Below are 15661 nucleotides of genomic sequence, written 5' to 3'. Positions count from 1 at the left end.
AATTCAGAGGCGTTAGAAATACAGAATTCTTCCTGTTTAGGTTAACTCAGTTATTTGCATAAATATCCAAATACCCAGAAATTAGGCATGATCCGAAAAAACTTTGTGATATTGTAAAAAATATTATTTCCAAATACAAAAAATATAGTTTGATACCAGATAAGACCATCTAATATCAAACTTAATTAAGGGAAGAAAAACACCTAAATGTTGTACCTATGTTGTACCCAAGGTTCAAAATCTTAAAAAAATCCCCTTGTTAAAAATAAAAAAGCCGAAGATTTCTCTTCGGCTTTTGTGCGGGCGAAAGGACTCGAACCTTCACACCGTGAGGCACTTGATCCTAAGTCAAGCGTGTCTACCAATTCCACCACGCCCGCATTTTAACAATATTTTAAGAACCTATACTTGGTTAAATCCTAAGTCTAGCGTGTCTACCAATTCCACCACGCCTGCATAAACTTCAATAAAATTACAAACCTAACTTCAATGTATACCCTTTATCACACTAGACTTTCTAGCGTGCCCGCCCGTACCGAGCGGTACGTTCGGGCGGGTCTACCAATTCCACCACGCCTGCATTTCAATAAATAAACGGCACTAGATTCAACTCTAGTTGGCTACCTCCCGATAGCTATCGGGACCACCACGCTGCATTTATCCCATTTGTAATCGGGATGCAAATATAAAGTAATTTTTCAATTTTAAAATACTTAGCTAATAAAAAGTTCTTTTTTGTAAATTTAGCCTTCAATTAAACCAATTTATGCACGACATTTCGGAGTACTTAGCTAAAAACAAAGAACGTTTTATTAATGAATTGATACACCTCTTAAAGATACCTTCGGTAAGTGCCGATCCAGCCTATTCCCAGGACGTAATCAACGCCTCGGAAGCCGTAAAGGCCTCTCTATTGGAGGCTGGCTGCGACACAGTGGAAATCTGCGAAACCAATGGATATCCCATCGTTTACGGAGAAAAAATAATAAATCCGGAATTACCTACTGTATTGGTATATGGCCATTACGACGTACAACCGGCAGACCCCATCGATTTATGGAACTCCCCTCCTTTTGAACCAGTTATAAAAACCACCGACATCCACCCCGAAGGTGCCATTTTCGCCAGGGGAGCCTGTGATGACAAGGGACAAATGTACATGCACGTAAAGGCTTTGGAATTTATGGTAAAAACCAACCAATTGCCCTGTAACGTAAAATTTATGATAGAAGGTGAAGAAGAAGTAGGCAGCGAGAATTTAGGAACCTTTGTGGCCGAAAACAAAGAAAAACTGGCCAACGACATCATCTTGATCTCGGATACCGGGATGATTGCCAATGATGTGCCTTCCATAACTACTGGCTTACGTGGCCTAAGTTATGTGGAAGTAGAGGTTACCGGTCCCAATAGGGACCTACATTCAGGCCTGTACGGTGGTGCTGTGGCCAACCCAATCAATGTGTTGACCAAAATGATTGCCGCCCTACATGACGAAAACAATCACATCACCATCCCAGGGTTCTATGATAAGGTAGAGGAACTCTCCAAGGAAGAACGTACGGAAATGGCCAAGGCCCCTTTTAGCTTGGAGAACTACAAAAAAGCCTTGGATATAAAGGCTGTTTATGGAGAAAAAGGCTATAGCACCAATGAACGCAACTCCATTAGACCTACCTTGGACGTAAACGGAATTTGGGGCGGATATATCGGTGCGGGAGCTAAAACGGTCATTGCCAGTAAAGCCTATGCCAAAATCTCCATGCGCTTGGTACCCCATCAGGATTGGAAGGAAATTACAGCGCTGTTCAAGAGCTATTTTGAGAGCCTGGCCCCTGACGGAGTGACCGTTAAAGTTGCCCCTCATCATGGAGGCCAAGGATATGTAACGCCTATAGACAACAATGGTTATAAAGCCGCTTCCAAAGCTTATGAAACTACTTTTGGCATGAAGCCCATTCCTCAGCGTAGCGGGGGCAGCATCCCCATTGTTTCCCTTTTCGAAAAGGAATTGCAAAGCAAGACCATCCTCATGGGATTCGGTCTGGACAGTGATGCTATACATTCGCCCAACGAGCATTTTGGGGTTTGGAACTATTTGAAGGGAATTGAGACCATTCCGCATTTCTATAAATACTTTACGGAACTATCGGAATAAGCTAGAACCTCCTTTTCTGGGCGTTTCCCTAGCGGGCCGCTCTTTCCGCTATATCTTTTTTGACTTCTATCCAACAATCCTGCAAGGTTTCCAAAACCTTGTAGGAGTCGGACTCTAACCTAGTGGTATCAAGCCAAAAAAGGATGCCGCTTCAATAGCTAACGCAAAATCGACCATCGTTGATGCCCAGTTTTTGTTTTTTTTGCAATAAATGCTCCACCCTGGACAGGGAGGGGTGGATTCTTTACCGACATTGGGTCGGGAAAGAAGACGAGACGGGTGGAATGTCTGTAACCATCAAGCTTAGCACCTATTTATTCACCTCAAAAGCCAAAGGTGCAGGCTACCCCTCCCGCCATCCCGACAAAAAAGTCGGGATGCCACCTTCCCCTGCATGGGGAAGGAGCTCCATGTCCTATCCATCACAAGGAGTCCGCAAGGTTTTAAAAACCTTGCAGGAGACAGTTCAAAAAAGGATGCCGCTGCAATAGCTAAGGCAAAATCAATCTACAATCAACAATAGAGTTCTATTGTTACACAAGAAGTTAATCGACGGTCAGTAAACAAACTAATGTACACAGCTTCAAAACTCATTATTCCGTCATTCCAGAACCTGAAAAACCAATCGCTTCCCATATCCACTCACAAATAAATCACCTCTACATTTGTAGAATTAAAATATTTGCTCTATGTTTGTAGAGCAAGTAATATTTTCACAAATGAAACTATCTAAAACAGAAGAAGAATTAATGAACCACCTATGGAAGCTGAACAAAGCTTTCATGAAGGATCTGCTGGAAGTCTATCCTGAGCCCAAACCTGCCACCACTACCGTGGCCACATTGTTAAAACGGATGACGGACAAAGGTTTTGTGGCCTATACCTTAATGGGTAAAGCACGGGAGTACTACCCTTTGGTCAAGAAAAAAGACTATTTCTCCAAACACTTGGACGGACTCATTAAAAACTTCTTCAATGATAGCGCCTCACAGTTTGCTTCCTTCTTTGCCCAAGAAACCGATTTGAGCAAGGAAGAACTGGAAGAATTAAGAAACTTGATCGATACCGAAATAAAAAACAAGTAATCATGTGGATCTATCTCTTAAAATTTAGCGCATGTTTGGCACTCCTCCTACTATTCCACAAGTTGGTGCTGGAGAAGGTCCATATTCATCATTTTAAAAGATATTACCTACTATCCGCTTTTATCATTTCCCTAAGCATTCCCTTAATCACTTTTACCCAATATGTTACCGTAGCAATAGAGCCTACCCTGCTTCCAACGTACATTGATCAATCCACAACTAATTTCATAGAAAACAAAAACAACACTACCCAAATATTACCCATTATTTTATGGGGTATATACGCTTTAGGGGTATTTTTTTTCGCACTCAAGTTTTTAGGAAACCTAAGGTCTTTAATCCAAAATATCAAAAGCAATCCCAAATTAAAATCGGGACGTATCCATCATGTGCTACTCCAAGAGCTTATTGTTCCGCACACCTTCTTTAGCTATATTTTTTTCAACAAAAAGAATTACGAAGCCCATAAAATTCCGCAAGAAGTTTTTTGGCACGAGGAAACCCATGCCAGACAAAAACATAGCTTGGATATCTTATTGTTGGAGCTGATTCAAATAGTCTTCTGGTTTCACCCATTGGTCTATTGGACAAAACATTTGGCAAAACTGAACCATGAATTTTTGGCCGATCAGGCTGTTTTAAAAAGAGGAGCAAGTGTTCCCAATTACCAAAAAATGGTATTGGCATTCTCATCTTCCGATAGCTATCGGAATGCCGTAACACCACCTTTGGCAAATGCCATTCATTATTCATCAATCAAAAAACGAATCGTCATCATGAAAACACAAACATCAAAAAAAGCCATTTGGCTTAGAAGTTTATTGCTATTGCCATTGATAGCGCTATTATTATATGGTTTTAGCTCAACAAAAATTCTGGAAAAAGTAGTAACACCAGAAACTATAAAATCATCGATTCAAGAAGATGGTCTAATTGGAGCATCAGAAAATATGATGCAAGAATATCGGAATTACATTGACAACCTGGGGAAATCCGAGAACATTATTATTAAACAGACAGAATATCACCGAATAGAAGCAATCTATGAATTGATGACGGATAAACAACAAGCTTCGGTCACTGACTATCGGGATATAGTTAAACTACCAAATCCAAATATATCCAAAACTAAACCCAACAAACCCAGTGAAACCGAATTTGACTCCTGGAAAGATAATAAAAAATTTGCCATTTGGATTGATGGCAAACATGTGCCCAATACTACTTTAGGCCAATACAGTACTACTGATATTATCCATTTTACCTCTAGTTTTGTATACAATAATGCCAGGAGTGAAAAGTTTCCTCAACCCTATCAGAACCGATTATATACCAAAAATGGATTTAAAGAAGCATATACACAATATGACATAAATAAATACAATGAGCTCTCCTATCAATATGAGAAAGAAATTAAGTTGTTCAACAAAAAAGAACAGCAAGACAATTCGGAATTAAGAATTTTAAGAACAAAACTGGACCAATTATATATAAATTTTTCCAAAGATGAACTGGAAAGATACGATCTCTTGCCGCCATTGCCAGTACCTGACGAAATAAATAATAAAATAAAATTCGGACAAAATACTTCAAATCAAGACATCAGGATATTGATCAACAATAAGGGGCAGCTTTTGCTCAATTCTCACAAAGTTAAAATCGAAGACTTAAAATCTCACTTACTGAAATACAACCAAGGCCTTACCCAAGAACAAAGAGAGCAAAGCGTTAGGGCAATAATTAGGGTAGAGGAAGAAACTCCTGCCAATATCATAAAACAAGTGGATGCTATTTTAATGGACTACGGGGTAGCCACCATTGACATTAAAGGGCCTACACCATCCCCAAATCAAGTTGGGGCCACCAAATCCAAACTGCAGGAATATAACACCCTAGCCAAAAAATATAACGCACAACCCCAAGAATCAAGGATTATTATTCCCCTAAAAGACCTAAAGACCTTGGAAAATATTTATGGCAGCATGACCAATGATCAAAAAGAGCAGGCACAGCCCTTTCCAGAGTGTCCACCTCCACCTCCTCCCGCTCCTGCCTCACCTGTGAAGAAAGCTCAAGAAAACAATACTCCGCACTCGCCATTACCCCCAGCCAATGATTTAAATGGGGAAAACAAAAACATTAGAAATCCACAAAGAAAAGTAGAACAACTCAGATTGATATTAATCAAAGATTACAATAAAATGTATGGAATTTTTGAAGAGCTTAGCCAGAAAGATAACAAAACCAAAAATGAACAGAACGCACTTAAAGCAATTTCTACAAGTTTGGAAAAACTATATTCCTCAATGACTACTGAGGAAAAAGAATTTATTCAAAAATTGGAGCCCACAAAAAAACCTTCCATATATTATGGAAGATTGTACAATTTACCTCAGCTGCCACCTCAGCCACATCCGAATCCTGTGAAATATATAAAGGAATTGGCCGAAAAGGGAGCGACCTTTTATCTTGGCCCCCATAAATACAAAACGATTGAAGCAATCGAATTGGTCCAAAAGAGTAAAGATCCAAATATTAATGTAAGTGATTTCCCTATCGTAAAACTAGGTGGTTGTTGATGTTCACATTCCAAACAAAACTTAAAGTAGTCCTGCAAGGTTTCCAAAACCTTGTAGGACTTACACCCCAAACTAAACAAGACAACCAGATAAATCATCATGTTCTTTCTCAATACCTACAAGATTAAAAAAACCTTACAGGATCAGGGACAGGTCACAAAAAAGTCAAGCGGCCCAAACATCCCAAAATAAGAATTCAGGCCGCTCGGTTACAAACTATATAATATTAATATTGTTCCAATAAGTAATTCAATAAATCGGTAGTGGTTACGATTCCTATCAATTCGCCATTCTCAACCACTGGTAGAGCGTGGAATTCTTTTTTGGCCAAAATTTCCGCAACCTCCTTAATGGTCAATGAGGGGGCAATATGTACTGGATCTTTCACCATAACCTGCTCTATGCTGAGCATATTGTAGACTGCGGTATCCACTTGGGAATCCTCGTCCTCCCCATAATTATCGACGAAACTGATCCGTAGTAAATCCGTCAAACTCAGTATTCCAATAATCTGCTTATTGTTGACTACCGGTATATGACGAATCTTATGCTTATTAAACAATTTTTCGGCATCAAATAAACTGTTGGTGTGATTTATGGTAACCAAATCTGTTGACATGATTTTCGACACTGGCTCTCTTCTTTTCATACTTTGTTAAATTTTTAATTATTAGTAACTGCCGATTTAAAATGGAATACCACCGCATACTCAATCGCTTGTAGCAATAGAATCATAAGCTTAACATCACCACCTTAATCCAACAGTATAAAGATCGCCATCATTCCTTTCAAAAAACATGATATAAGTCAGGCCAAATAAAGATTCAGGAATTTCCAGGGTTAAAAAAGCTTGCAGGACTAATTCCCTAAGGCGACCATTTTGTTGGATCTACCTGCCACAAGAGGCTCCCCACCCTGGAAAGGGAGGGGTGGATTCTAAACGGACATTGAGTCGGTATAGAAGACGGGGCGGGTGGAAAGCTCCACCAATCGGGACTGCCCTAAAAGCCGCATCACAATAGCCCAAGGATGCACGCTACCCCTTCCGCCATCCCGACGAAAAGGTCGGGATGCCACCTTCCCCTACATGGGTAAGGTGCTTCAATGTCCTATCACCATACCTACAAGGTTTTGGAAACCTTTAGGGATTTGATACGAATGGCAACCCATCTCGGGTTTAGATAAGTAAAACTCATCGCATAAGTAACCAAAAAAACACCTAAGATTTATGATAATTTACTGTAACAAATCATAGGTTTCTACGTTCTAACAGTCTATAGGAACATCAATCAAAATCAGAACACTATGTTACAGCACTTTTTTATGCTCTGCTCCGGGGCAGATACCGATATTCTCAAAACTTGCTCCAAGGGAGAACAGAACAAATACGCCGGAATAGGCGCTACCGTATTCTATACCGCCGTCATGGCATTTATAGCCAGTGCCTATGCCCTCTATACAGTATTCGACAATATATATTCCTCCATTTTCTTCGGCCTTATTTGGGGGCTTCTCATATTTAATCTGGATCGATTTATAGTCTCCACTATAAAAAAGAGCGATAGTTTTAAGAGCGAATTACTACAGGCTACACCCCGAATAATATTGGCCGTCATTATCGCAATTGTTATTTCCAAACCTTTGGAAATGAAAATTTTTGAAAAGGAGATCAACCAAGTGCTTTTGGAGGAGAAAAACAGCATGACCCTTGCCAATAAGGAGCAAATTGCCACACAATACACCCCAAAAACGGAACAACTGAAGGCGGATATTTTGGGTTTAAAAAATGAAATAGCGACTAAAGAAGTCGAAACCAATGCGCTTTACGACACCTACATCTCCGAGGCAGAAGGCACCGCAGGCACCAAATTATTGGGCAAAGGGCCAGTATACAAGGAAAAAAGGGACAAACACGATGCTGCCCTGGCCGAATTACAGTCACTAAAACAAACCAACGCCGAAAGAATTTCAACCTTGGAGTCACAGATTGCGGCCTTGGATCTGGAATATGTAGATCAAGTTACCAATACCCAACCCATTATTGATGGTTTCGACGGACTCATGGCTCGTATAAATGCCTTGGATAAATTGCCCTGGTTGCCCTCATTTTTTATTTTTCTTTTGTTCCTGGCCATTGAGACATCACCAATAATAGCAAAGCTACTATCCCCAAAAGGCGCCTACGATTATAAGCTGGAAGACCAAGAAAGTGCCGTTAGGACCTGGGTGACACAAAAGGTTGGCCAACGTGAAAAAGTGCTGGAAACAGACACCCTTCTAAATAATAAGATTTACAGGGAAATTGCCGAGGAAGAGGAAATTTACAAATACAAAAAACAAAAGGCCGAGGAATTATTGAAGTTACAGGCCAATGCATTTCATGAAGGCCAAGTGAAAAGTCTATAGATTAAATAAGTACATTTTGATTGGTTATTAGTCAATTAAAAAACCCAATTATCCCGGCTGTCCAATTGAGCGCTGTCGAAACCCTTTACCAGTAATATCTGAGGCCTAGGGCAATTCCTAGCTAATTCCCCCACATTCTTACCCATAGGGCCAAAAGGAGTTTTTTGGCATCCCTCCTTAATTTTGGACTTTCTTCTACCGACAGCTCCCCATCCTTGGGGATCAACTTATAATTAAAGGCAAATTGGGATTCATCTGGATCCAAACTCATCAACCCGAATCGCAGGTCATTAAAAAATAACTGTCCGTTTACCTCATTTATGGTATACCAACCTTCAGTGATTTTTTTCAGCCGTTGAATCTTATCACTTTGGGCCAAATTGCCCAGTAATTCGTGGTTTTTTGGATAGCGACTAAACTGAACGGGCTTATTATCGAAAAAAGAGTAATTACCAATGAGGTAAGCGTCGCCGGCATCAACATTGGCCGACCATAGAACAGTATTAAATGGAGAAGGCCTAGTGTCTATTTCTGTATAAGCTATTCCCTGTGTCTCTAAACTATCGCTAATCTTTTTATAGGCAACTCCTTTGAGTACCAAGCTAAGTCCCAAATACAAACTACTGATGCTCAATCCATACATATTATAGCGCCACCGCAATGCTAAATCCCGCTTTTGGCGCATAGCCAGAATAAGAAACACTAAAAAAGGCAGGGTGTACAGAGGATCAATAACAAAGATGTTCTGAAAAGCTATCCGTAGATCAAAGGGCCAAAAAAGTTGGGTGCCCCATGTGGTAAAAGCATCCAAAATGGGATGGGTAAAAAGTCCCCAGAACACTAATAAGGACCATTCCTTCCAAGAGGCTGGCCCCTTCCGTTCCAATTTAAAAATCAGCCAACCGAAGATAGGGGCAAAAATTATGGAAAAGAAGATAGAGTGGGTAAACCCTCTATGCCACTCTATAGCAGTGACCGTATCGGCAACATAATTGGCCAAAACATCCAAATCCGGAATGGTGCCGGCAATAGCCCCATAGAACATGGCCTTGTTGCCCACTTTCTTACCTAAAACCGCTTCTCCCACTGCGGCACCCAATACTATCTGCGTTAAAGAATCCATCGTTATTCTTTATTCTGTTATTTACCAAGAGGGTGTTACACCCCAGTAGCCAGCTGTAGTGCTGGTGAGCCTATTCCACTATCTCCATCTTCTTGAGCAAGAAAGAGGCATTCATATTCTTACATATACCGGTTTTAAAGGTATAATCAAAATGTAGTTCGTTATTTATGATTTCAGCATCAAAATAATGGTTTTTTATTTGTGGCAAAACTTCTGAAGCTTCACATAAACTAAGGTCATGGGTAGCAATAATTCCCGTGGACTTTGAAGCCACCAATTTTTCCACAAACTTCCGGGAGCCTATAGCCTTATCCATACTATTGGTTCCTTTTAGAATTTCATCTAAAACAATAAAATATCGATCCCTTTGAATTTCATCCACGATAAATTTTAACCTTTTCAATTCCGAAAAGAAATAAGATTCGTCATCCGTAAGGGAATCCGTGGTGCGCATGCTTGTTATGAGTTTAATCGGAGAATACTCCACGGTGGAAGCACATACTGGAAGTCCAATATTGGACATTACAATTTGAAGGGACACGGTTCTTAAAAAGGTACTTTTGCCGGCCATATTGGCTCCGGTAACAATAAAAAATTGTTCTTTTAGAATGTTGATATCATTGGGCACCGCTTTTTTTGGATCCAATAAAGGGTGAGATGCATTTTCCGACCTTAGCACTATTTGGTTTTCCACTAGCTTTGGATAAACATAACCTGGATGGTTATGGGCAAAATTCCCCAAACTATTATAGGCATCAAAAAACGCAATAGCATCAAACCAATTTTTCACTTTTGATCCATGTTTACCAATCCACTGCTCTATTCTGTAGGCCTGCCGCAAATCCCAAAGAAAAAATCCATTTCCCAACAAGGCGAAAATCATATTATTCCGTTGGTCCAAGGCGCTCAGTATTTCCGAGAACTCCTTTAACACCTTCGAGGCCAGCTGTTCTTTAGTGACCACACTAGTCTTTTTTTCCTTTAAAAGATCGGAATCAAATGCCTCTTCCTCTATTTTTAAGATCAACTTTTGATATTGCTGAAAAGTACTTTGCACTTTGTTGGCATCGGAGGCCAATTTGGAGGTGTTTTTTAAATAGACCCCACTGATCAACAGACCTACCACAAGAATAATAAAAATGGGAAATCCTGGCAGCATTCCCAATAGATAGCCCCCTATAAATATCAATGAAATCAAAGAAAACACGTTGGGCATAACCCGCATGGCCTTGGGGACATAGGATTTGTATCCATGAAGCCAAGATACTATAGTTTTAGTGGTCGTTTCCGCTTTCACCAAGATGGCAACAGCCGAAAACTGCTGTCTCCAATCGGGTTTTTGTGCAAGCTCTTCTACGGCCTCCTGTTTGGACGTAATATTGTCGATATTATTGGACAAGAGCATTGCCACCAACATATCACTGCCTTGGGCCAAAGAGGTACGATTGCTATATTGATAAAAGGAACCTTTTCCAAACAGGTCTATGTCCTGGGCAAAAAAGTGGGTAGGTTCCTTATATTTCGAGCCATCGGGAAGATGATGAAAATTGCGCTCCAGCACCTGAATCTCGGTTTCATTTATTTTTATCAGCGCCAATAATTTATCGCGCTTATATAGTAAGTCGGTATGTTTGGAAACCAGATACAGAAAAAGGCCTATTGCAACTATAAGCGTTCCCAGGACCAATTTGGTCTCTCCAAAGAGAAAATAAGTTAGACTGGCAGCAAGGACAAAAATAATCAGTCGTATGGTACTTGACAAGGCAAGTTGCCTTTTTACTTTGACCAACAATTCCTTTTGGACTTCAATTCTGTTATTATAAAATATTTTTAAGTTTTCCATTTAGGAATTTGAAAAGTGACTAATGCAAATGTAGTTAATCCAAAGCCTTGAGTTGGGCCTGTAACTTTTTTGTTAAACCGGCAACAACCAGCTCATAGGAATGGTCTATCAATTCCTGTACCATTGTTGGAGCCAACCCTTCCAAATATAGCGTGTTCCAATGTACTTTGCTCATGTGGTACCCAGCAGTGATTTTTCCATCGTATGTTTCCCGCAATTCTATGGCCCTTTCCGGATCGCATTTTAAATTGGCCTGGGACGGAATTCGCTCCAGAGGCACCAGGGCAAACATTTTTCCCATTACCTTGAACACCAAGGTGCCGGCATCGAAGGGAAATTCTTCCGTAACCCCCTTTTTAATAATACAATACTCCCTAAAATCCTCTATGTTCATAACCAAACATTATGCAACTAGACTTAAATCAGCTTCTTCAGGTTATTCCAAACTATCCTACATTTGCGTACTTCCTTATCGCCAATATCATTGCCCACAACGGTTTCAATATTGAATCCTCCCAAACGCTCATAAAAGGCCATAGCACTGATATTGTTCTTTAGCACCCATAAATACAATTTTCCACCCGGATCATTCTTTAGTACCTCCTGGGCCACCAACGCCATCAAATGTCTACCAATCCCCATTCCCTTGGTCGTACCCAACACATGCAAATTGTCCAATAATGTGCCGTGTTCGGCATCATCCTCAAGAAAGGCACAGGCAAATCCACAAATTTCCCCTTCCTTCTCCGCTACCCAGCAAAATTGGTTAGGCATTGGATTATTTAACCTTTTCTGCCAAACACCTTCACGCTCAGCGGTAGCCTCGGTATCCAGAAAATGATCACTAAAATCGCCCCTGTAATTTTGTTGCCAACTTTTTACATGCAATTTGGCAATTTCCAAATAATCCCCAGCCTTGGCATGCCTGTAGGTCACCATAAAATATGTCTAAATCCCTTGGGAGTCGTACACGATTACCTTGGTCCATAAATTGCTGGATTCCGCAACAAAAAGGTTATGGGCTTCCTCAGTCTGATACTTTGCCTGTGCCTCGGCAGATTCAAAAGAAACTACCAGAGAATAGGTAAAGGAACCATCTACAACATCGCGGGTGGCCTTTGGCGGCACGCCCACAAAGTTGGTCTTGGCATATTTGGAATCCCGCATAAATTTCAAGATGGATGTCTCAAAAGCCTTCCTATCCTCAACATTATCAGGATTCTTCAACCAGAAAAAAACGGTGTGTACAAAATTGGAATCAAAGTTCTTCATATCTTCTTTGTTTTGACCATAACTTGTTACGGTCATCGTTAAAAATAATACAGTATAAAATAAAGTTTTCATTATATATTTTGTTTTGGAAATTACACAAAAGTATGCTTTATAGAGATTACCCAACATCCCGCTAAAATAAAAAAAATTGGTTCCAATTTGGGAGCATTGGAAAAAGGATATTACTTCTCCATGATCTGCTTCTTTCGATTGTTCATTTCCAAGGCGGAATAGTCCAATTTCCATCCTATGGTCTCTACAATTTTTTCAATTAAAAGTACAGCTTCAAGAGCTTCCTTATTGGCGGTATCCATTAAACCACTTTGAGGAATTTTATCCCTAATATGTTGCTTTGCCTCCATATTCAAGGAGGTAAGATCTGTTGGAGTAAAAGTGTTGAACAGTCCGTTTTGTATATCGTAAAACTGTAGTTCCGGGGAAATTGATAAAATTTCAGGTTGCGGAAAATTGGTAAGGATAATTCTTTTCTTATCGTTATCGGCATACATTTGCAACTTTTTTAGATCAAAACCAATATGCGCCTTGGCATTGATGATGATCAAGGCCTTCTTTTTGCTACTTACCAAACTTAGAAAACGCTCCTTGGTGTTTTCGTATCGATAAATCTCGGCAAAATCACCTTCCACCGTTATTAATTTACAAACGCTTTTTATCTTATCCAACAGTATGGCAGACTGATGTTCCGTAAGCTCTTTACTCCTCTTTTTTCGAAAAAAGGAAAACACCCAATACATGGTAATGGCCCCAAGAATTAGACCCAGAAAAAGTTCTAATATATCACTCATTTACCTTACCTATTTCCCCTAAGTGGGTGTATTTAAACCCCTTGTCATATTTAAGTCCATAACCGAATATCCTATCCATGGAAGCATGGGAAAAAAGGATAATCCCTATTAACTGACACAAAGGTAATGAAAGATAAATCCCGAGAAAATAAAAAGCAATTGCAAAGCCCTTATGATGGAACAGATTGTACCCAATGGCACCAACCTTATTACCCATAAGGTAGCCAAGCATACCTATATCTGGCACCAAAATTAGCCCAACAAACCACCACCAGCTATAATCCAACAAACTAAAGAGATATAATCCCAAACAGAACATTAATAACTCCTCAGCTCTTATAAGTAACCGCATAGCACTATTTATGATTCCTCTATTAAATATAGAACAGGCCTACTTGGACTGGCATCATTTTCGAAGGCAGCCAGTTGAAGGTTTAAAAAATACTTCCCGTCCTTTATGGTATTCGCTACAAAAACAAATTCGGTTATAGTAGCCTGAAGTCGACGTTTTCCATCAAAATTCCAAAAGGTCTTATGGGCCAATAGCGCTCCCTCATCCTTTTCCTTATCCACTGAAGGAAGATCTATCAACAAATGCTCCACGCCCTTATCCACCAACAATTGTGCTGCCGATTCCAATAAATATGGGGGATTTGTATTGGCATATTGCCTGGTCATTTTGTCCCTTAGGTTTGGGATGGTCCTAATGACCACGGCTTCCCTATTTTTATTCCCCAAGGCATACTGCAATTGTTTTTTGGAGATTACAAAATCTCCTTTGATTTTTTCCGGAGCTATGGTAATGACCTCGGCCATAAAAAAGAATTTGGAAAGACTTTTATTTACGGAGTAGAGCTCTTCCGTTATATGACCAATGCATTCGGTATGGGTACCATGGGCATGCGGATTAAAACTGATATCGTTAAAATTGGTCGAAGCCCCTTCTGTGATCTTGCCAATAAATTCCCCTTCGGTATGGGGCCCAATTTTTGGTGGGTCAACATACCATGCATTTACATTGGTACTTTTTCCGGTAATGGGAATGGAAATATCCAGGGGTTGGGATAAATCTATGGTGTAGTTTTTAGTGTTGTGTTTTATTATGGTTTTCATGTATGTTGAACTTCTTAATCGTGCTCAGGACAAGTTAACCAAAAATAAATCGGCGGCAATCCCATCACTCAAAAATTTCCCTTTAGGGGAGACGAATAAGTGTTCTTTTTCCACATAAAGCAGGCCATCTTCGATTTTTTTACTGGCCTGCCTCAATAAATACGAATGGAATTCCCCGCCAAATTCCTCTTTTATCCTCTCCAAGGAAACTCCCCATATAGTTCGTAACCCGGTCATAATATATTCGTTGTAACGATCGGTTTTGGACAGCACCTCTACTTCCATAGGCAATTCATTTTGAGAAATCGCTTTTAGGTACTTGGTATTATTGTTTACATTCCAGCCCCTTCTAATTCCGTCATAGGAATGGGCGGAGGGACCAATGCCCAAGTATTTTTTCCCCTGCCAATAGGCCGTGTTGTTCCGGGAAAAGTAACCTGGTTTTCCAAAATTGGAAATTTCGTAGTTAATAAAGCCTGCAGCTTCCAATTTTTGCACCAGAATATGAAAATGTACCTCGGCCAATTCATCATCCACTGGAGGAATGAGTCCTTTGTCGATAAACGTTTTTAAAGCAGTTTTGGGTTCTACGGTAAGAGCATAACTGGAAATGTGGGGAACCCCAAAAGCCAAGGCCTTTTCTATATTGGCAATCCATCGTTCATTGGTCATCACGGGAATGCCATATATAAGATCGATAGAAATATTATCAAAATAATTCTTGGCCAGTACAATACAGTCTTCCGCTTCCTCTGAATTATGCGCCCTGTTCATCATTTTTAAATCCTCCTCAAAAAAAGATTGGATTCCGATACTCAGCCTATTGATTGGCGATTTGGCCAATTCTTCTATCTTTTCTTTGGACAGATCATCGGGGTTGGCCTCCAAAGTGATCTCGGGTGCACTTACCACAGTATATTTACTATAAACCGCCCCAATTATCTGGTTGATTTCTGCTGTGTTCAAAACCGATGGAGTTCCACCTCCAAAGTAAATGGTCTGTAACTCCTCTTCTTTGAACTCCTCTTTCCTAAGCTCCAATTCCTTTATCAATGCCGATACCATAGCCTCCTTCTTCCCCATATTGGTGGAAAAATGAAAATCGCAATAGTGACAAGCCTGCTTGCAGAAAGGGATATGGATGTAAATGCCGCTCATTTTTTCAGTAATCAGTAAACAGTAAACAGTGGTCAGTGGTCAGTGGTCAGTGGTCAGTGGTCAGTGGTCAGTGGTCAGTGGTCAGTGGTCAGTGGTCAGTGGTCAGTGGTCAGTGGTCAGT

At 40.2% G+C, this 15661-nt stretch carries 15 protein-coding genes and 1 tRNA gene; 5 read left to right on the top strand and 11 right to left on the bottom strand.

The genetic code is table 11. The features are described from left to right. Nucleotides 1-298: 298 nt before the first annotated feature. Nucleotides 299-380: transfer RNA gene (locus MWU84_RS22965), tRNA-Leu, on the bottom strand. A 386-nt stretch (nt 381-766) separates the two neighbouring features. On the opposite strand from MWU84_RS22965, the gene MWU84_RS22960 reads away from it, so the two are divergent. From MWU84_RS22960 to MWU84_RS22945, 4 genes are all read left to right on the top strand, one after another. Continuing rightward, nucleotides 767-2155 (top strand): dipeptidase, encoded by a 1389-nt coding sequence (locus MWU84_RS22960; protein ID WP_246906270.1) that lies wholly within the window; start codon nt 767-769, stop codon nt 2153-2155. Nucleotides 2156-2337: 182 nt separating this feature from the next. Continuing rightward, the gene (locus tag MWU84_RS22955; RefSeq protein ID WP_246906267.1) at nt 2338-2646 is read left to right on the top strand and encodes a hypothetical protein; all 309 of its coding nucleotides are present in this window, start codon (nt 2338-2340) and stop codon (nt 2644-2646) included. A 228-nt stretch (nt 2647-2874) separates the two neighbouring features. Then, complete coding sequence (locus MWU84_RS22950; RefSeq protein ID WP_246906264.1) at nt 2875-3240, top strand: BlaI/MecI/CopY family transcriptional regulator; 366 nt, start codon at nt 2875-2877, stop codon at nt 3238-3240. A gap of 2 nt (nt 3241-3242) precedes the next feature. Continuing rightward, nucleotides 3243-5819, top strand: a complete 2577-nt coding sequence (locus MWU84_RS22945; protein WP_246906262.1) for a M56 family metallopeptidase — start codon at nt 3243-3245, stop codon at nt 5817-5819. A 226-nt stretch (nt 5820-6045) separates the two neighbouring features. Here MWU84_RS22945 and MWU84_RS22940 read toward each other — a convergent pair whose 3' ends face one another. Then, nucleotides 6046-6468: a CBS domain-containing protein gene (locus MWU84_RS22940; RefSeq protein WP_246906257.1), complete on the bottom strand. Its 423-nt coding sequence runs from the start codon at nt 6466-6468 to the stop codon at nt 6046-6048. Nucleotides 6469-7124: 656 nt separating this feature from the next. On the opposite strand from MWU84_RS22940, the gene MWU84_RS22935 reads away from it, so the two are divergent. After that, nucleotides 7125-8225: a DUF4407 domain-containing protein gene (locus MWU84_RS22935; RefSeq protein WP_246906254.1), complete on the top strand. Its 1101-nt coding sequence runs from the start codon at nt 7125-7127 to the stop codon at nt 8223-8225. Nucleotides 8226-8346: 121 nt separating this feature from the next. On the opposite strand, the gene MWU84_RS22930 is transcribed toward MWU84_RS22935, so the two are convergent. The 9 genes from MWU84_RS22930 to hemW form a co-directional block, all read right to left on the bottom strand. Further along, on the bottom strand, nt 8347-9348 hold the full coding sequence (locus tag MWU84_RS22930; RefSeq protein WP_246906252.1) for a metal-dependent hydrolase: 1002 nt from the start codon (nt 9346-9348) through the stop codon (nt 8347-8349). Between the two features lie 70 nt (nt 9349-9418). After that, complete coding sequence (locus MWU84_RS22925) at nt 9419-11191, bottom strand: DNA mismatch repair protein MutS (protein ID WP_246906249.1); 1773 nt, start codon at nt 11189-11191, stop codon at nt 9419-9421. 34 nt (nt 11192-11225) lie between these two features. Next, entirely contained in the window at nt 11226-11585 is a 360-nt protein-coding gene (locus MWU84_RS22920; protein ID WP_246906246.1) for an MmcQ/YjbR family DNA-binding protein, read from the bottom strand. Between the two features lie 23 nt (nt 11586-11608). Next, complete coding sequence (locus MWU84_RS22915; protein WP_246906244.1) at nt 11609-12130, bottom strand: GNAT family N-acetyltransferase; 522 nt, start codon at nt 12128-12130, stop codon at nt 11609-11611. Between the two features lie 9 nt (nt 12131-12139). Continuing rightward, nucleotides 12140-12535, bottom strand: a complete 396-nt coding sequence (locus tag MWU84_RS22910; protein WP_031442290.1) for a Dabb family protein — start codon at nt 12533-12535, stop codon at nt 12140-12142. 110 nt (nt 12536-12645) lie between these two features. Beyond that, nucleotides 12646-13269 carry a DUF4230 domain-containing protein gene (locus MWU84_RS22905; protein WP_246906241.1) on the bottom strand — a complete coding sequence of 208 codons (624 nt, stop codon included), beginning with the start codon at nt 13267-13269 and terminating at the stop codon, nt 12646-12648. Beyond that, a complete protein-coding gene (locus tag MWU84_RS22900) occupies nt 13262-13621 on the bottom strand; it encodes a DUF4260 domain-containing protein (RefSeq protein WP_246906238.1) in 360 nt (119 codons plus the stop codon). Before MWU84_RS22900 ends, MWU84_RS22905 begins: the two co-directional genes overlap by 8 nt. 8 nt (nt 13622-13629) lie before the next feature. After that, a complete protein-coding gene (locus MWU84_RS22895; protein ID WP_246906236.1) occupies nt 13630-14382 on the bottom strand; it encodes a cyclase family protein in 753 nt (250 codons plus the stop codon). Nucleotides 14383-14406: 24 nt separating this feature from the next. Next, nucleotides 14407-15540, bottom strand: coding sequence for a radical SAM family heme chaperone HemW (gene hemW, locus MWU84_RS22890; protein ID WP_246906234.1), 1134 nt, complete (start codon nt 15538-15540; stop codon nt 14407-14409). Between the last annotated feature and the right edge of the window lie 121 nt (nt 15541-15661).

This window comes from Arenibacter sp. F20364 (assembly GCF_023015905.1).
Lineage (GTDB): Bacteria > Bacteroidota > Bacteroidia > Flavobacteriales > Flavobacteriaceae > Arenibacter.
The sequence above is the reverse complement of the archived record's forward strand: the minus strand, read 5'-3'. Positions and strand labels throughout refer to the sequence as shown.

What these genes read in the sequence shown, in the direction of transcription:
- MWU84_RS22910 (WP_031442290.1), bottom strand. Translation starts at nt 12,535, where the DNA reads ATGAAAACTTTATTTTATACTGTATTATTTTTAACGATGACCGTAACA.
- MWU84_RS22945 (WP_246906262.1), top strand. Translation starts at nt 3,243, where the DNA reads ATGTGGATCTATCTCTTAAAATTTAGCGCATGTTTGGCACTCCTCCTA.
- MWU84_RS22915 (WP_246906244.1), bottom strand. Translation starts at nt 12,130, where the DNA reads ATGGTGACCTACAGGCATGCCAAGGCTGGGGATTATTTGGAAATTGCC.
- MWU84_RS22900 (WP_246906238.1), bottom strand. Translation starts at nt 13,621, where the DNA reads ATGCGGTTACTTATAAGAGCTGAGGAGTTATTAATGTTCTGTTTGGGA.
- MWU84_RS22920 (WP_246906246.1), bottom strand. Translation starts at nt 11,585, where the DNA reads ATGAACATAGAGGATTTTAGGGAGTATTGTATTATTAAAAAGGGGGTT.
- MWU84_RS22925 (WP_246906249.1), bottom strand. Translation starts at nt 11,191, where the DNA reads ATGGAAAACTTAAAAATATTTTATAATAACAGAATTGAAGTCCAAAAG.
- MWU84_RS22960 (WP_246906270.1), top strand. Translation starts at nt 767, where the DNA reads ATGCACGACATTTCGGAGTACTTAGCTAAAAACAAAGAACGTTTTATT.
- hemW (WP_246906234.1), bottom strand. Translation starts at nt 15,540, where the DNA reads ATGAGCGGCATTTACATCCATATCCCTTTCTGCAAGCAGGCTTGTCAC.
- MWU84_RS22940 (WP_246906257.1), bottom strand. Translation starts at nt 6,468, where the DNA reads ATGAAAAGAAGAGAGCCAGTGTCGAAAATCATGTCAACAGATTTGGTT.
- MWU84_RS22935 (WP_246906254.1), top strand. Translation starts at nt 7,125, where the DNA reads ATGTTACAGCACTTTTTTATGCTCTGCTCCGGGGCAGATACCGATATT.
- MWU84_RS22955 (WP_246906267.1), top strand. Translation starts at nt 2,338, where the DNA reads ATGCCCAGTTTTTGTTTTTTTTGCAATAAATGCTCCACCCTGGACAGG.
- MWU84_RS22895 (WP_246906236.1), bottom strand. Translation starts at nt 14,382, where the DNA reads ATGAAAACCATAATAAAACACAACACTAAAAACTACACCATAGATTTA.
- MWU84_RS22905 (WP_246906241.1), bottom strand. Translation starts at nt 13,269, where the DNA reads ATGAGTGATATATTAGAACTTTTTCTGGGTCTAATTCTTGGGGCCATT.
- MWU84_RS22950 (WP_246906264.1), top strand. Translation starts at nt 2,875, where the DNA reads ATGAAACTATCTAAAACAGAAGAAGAATTAATGAACCACCTATGGAAG.
- MWU84_RS22930 (WP_246906252.1), bottom strand. Translation starts at nt 9,348, where the DNA reads ATGGATTCTTTAACGCAGATAGTATTGGGTGCCGCAGTGGGAGAAGCG.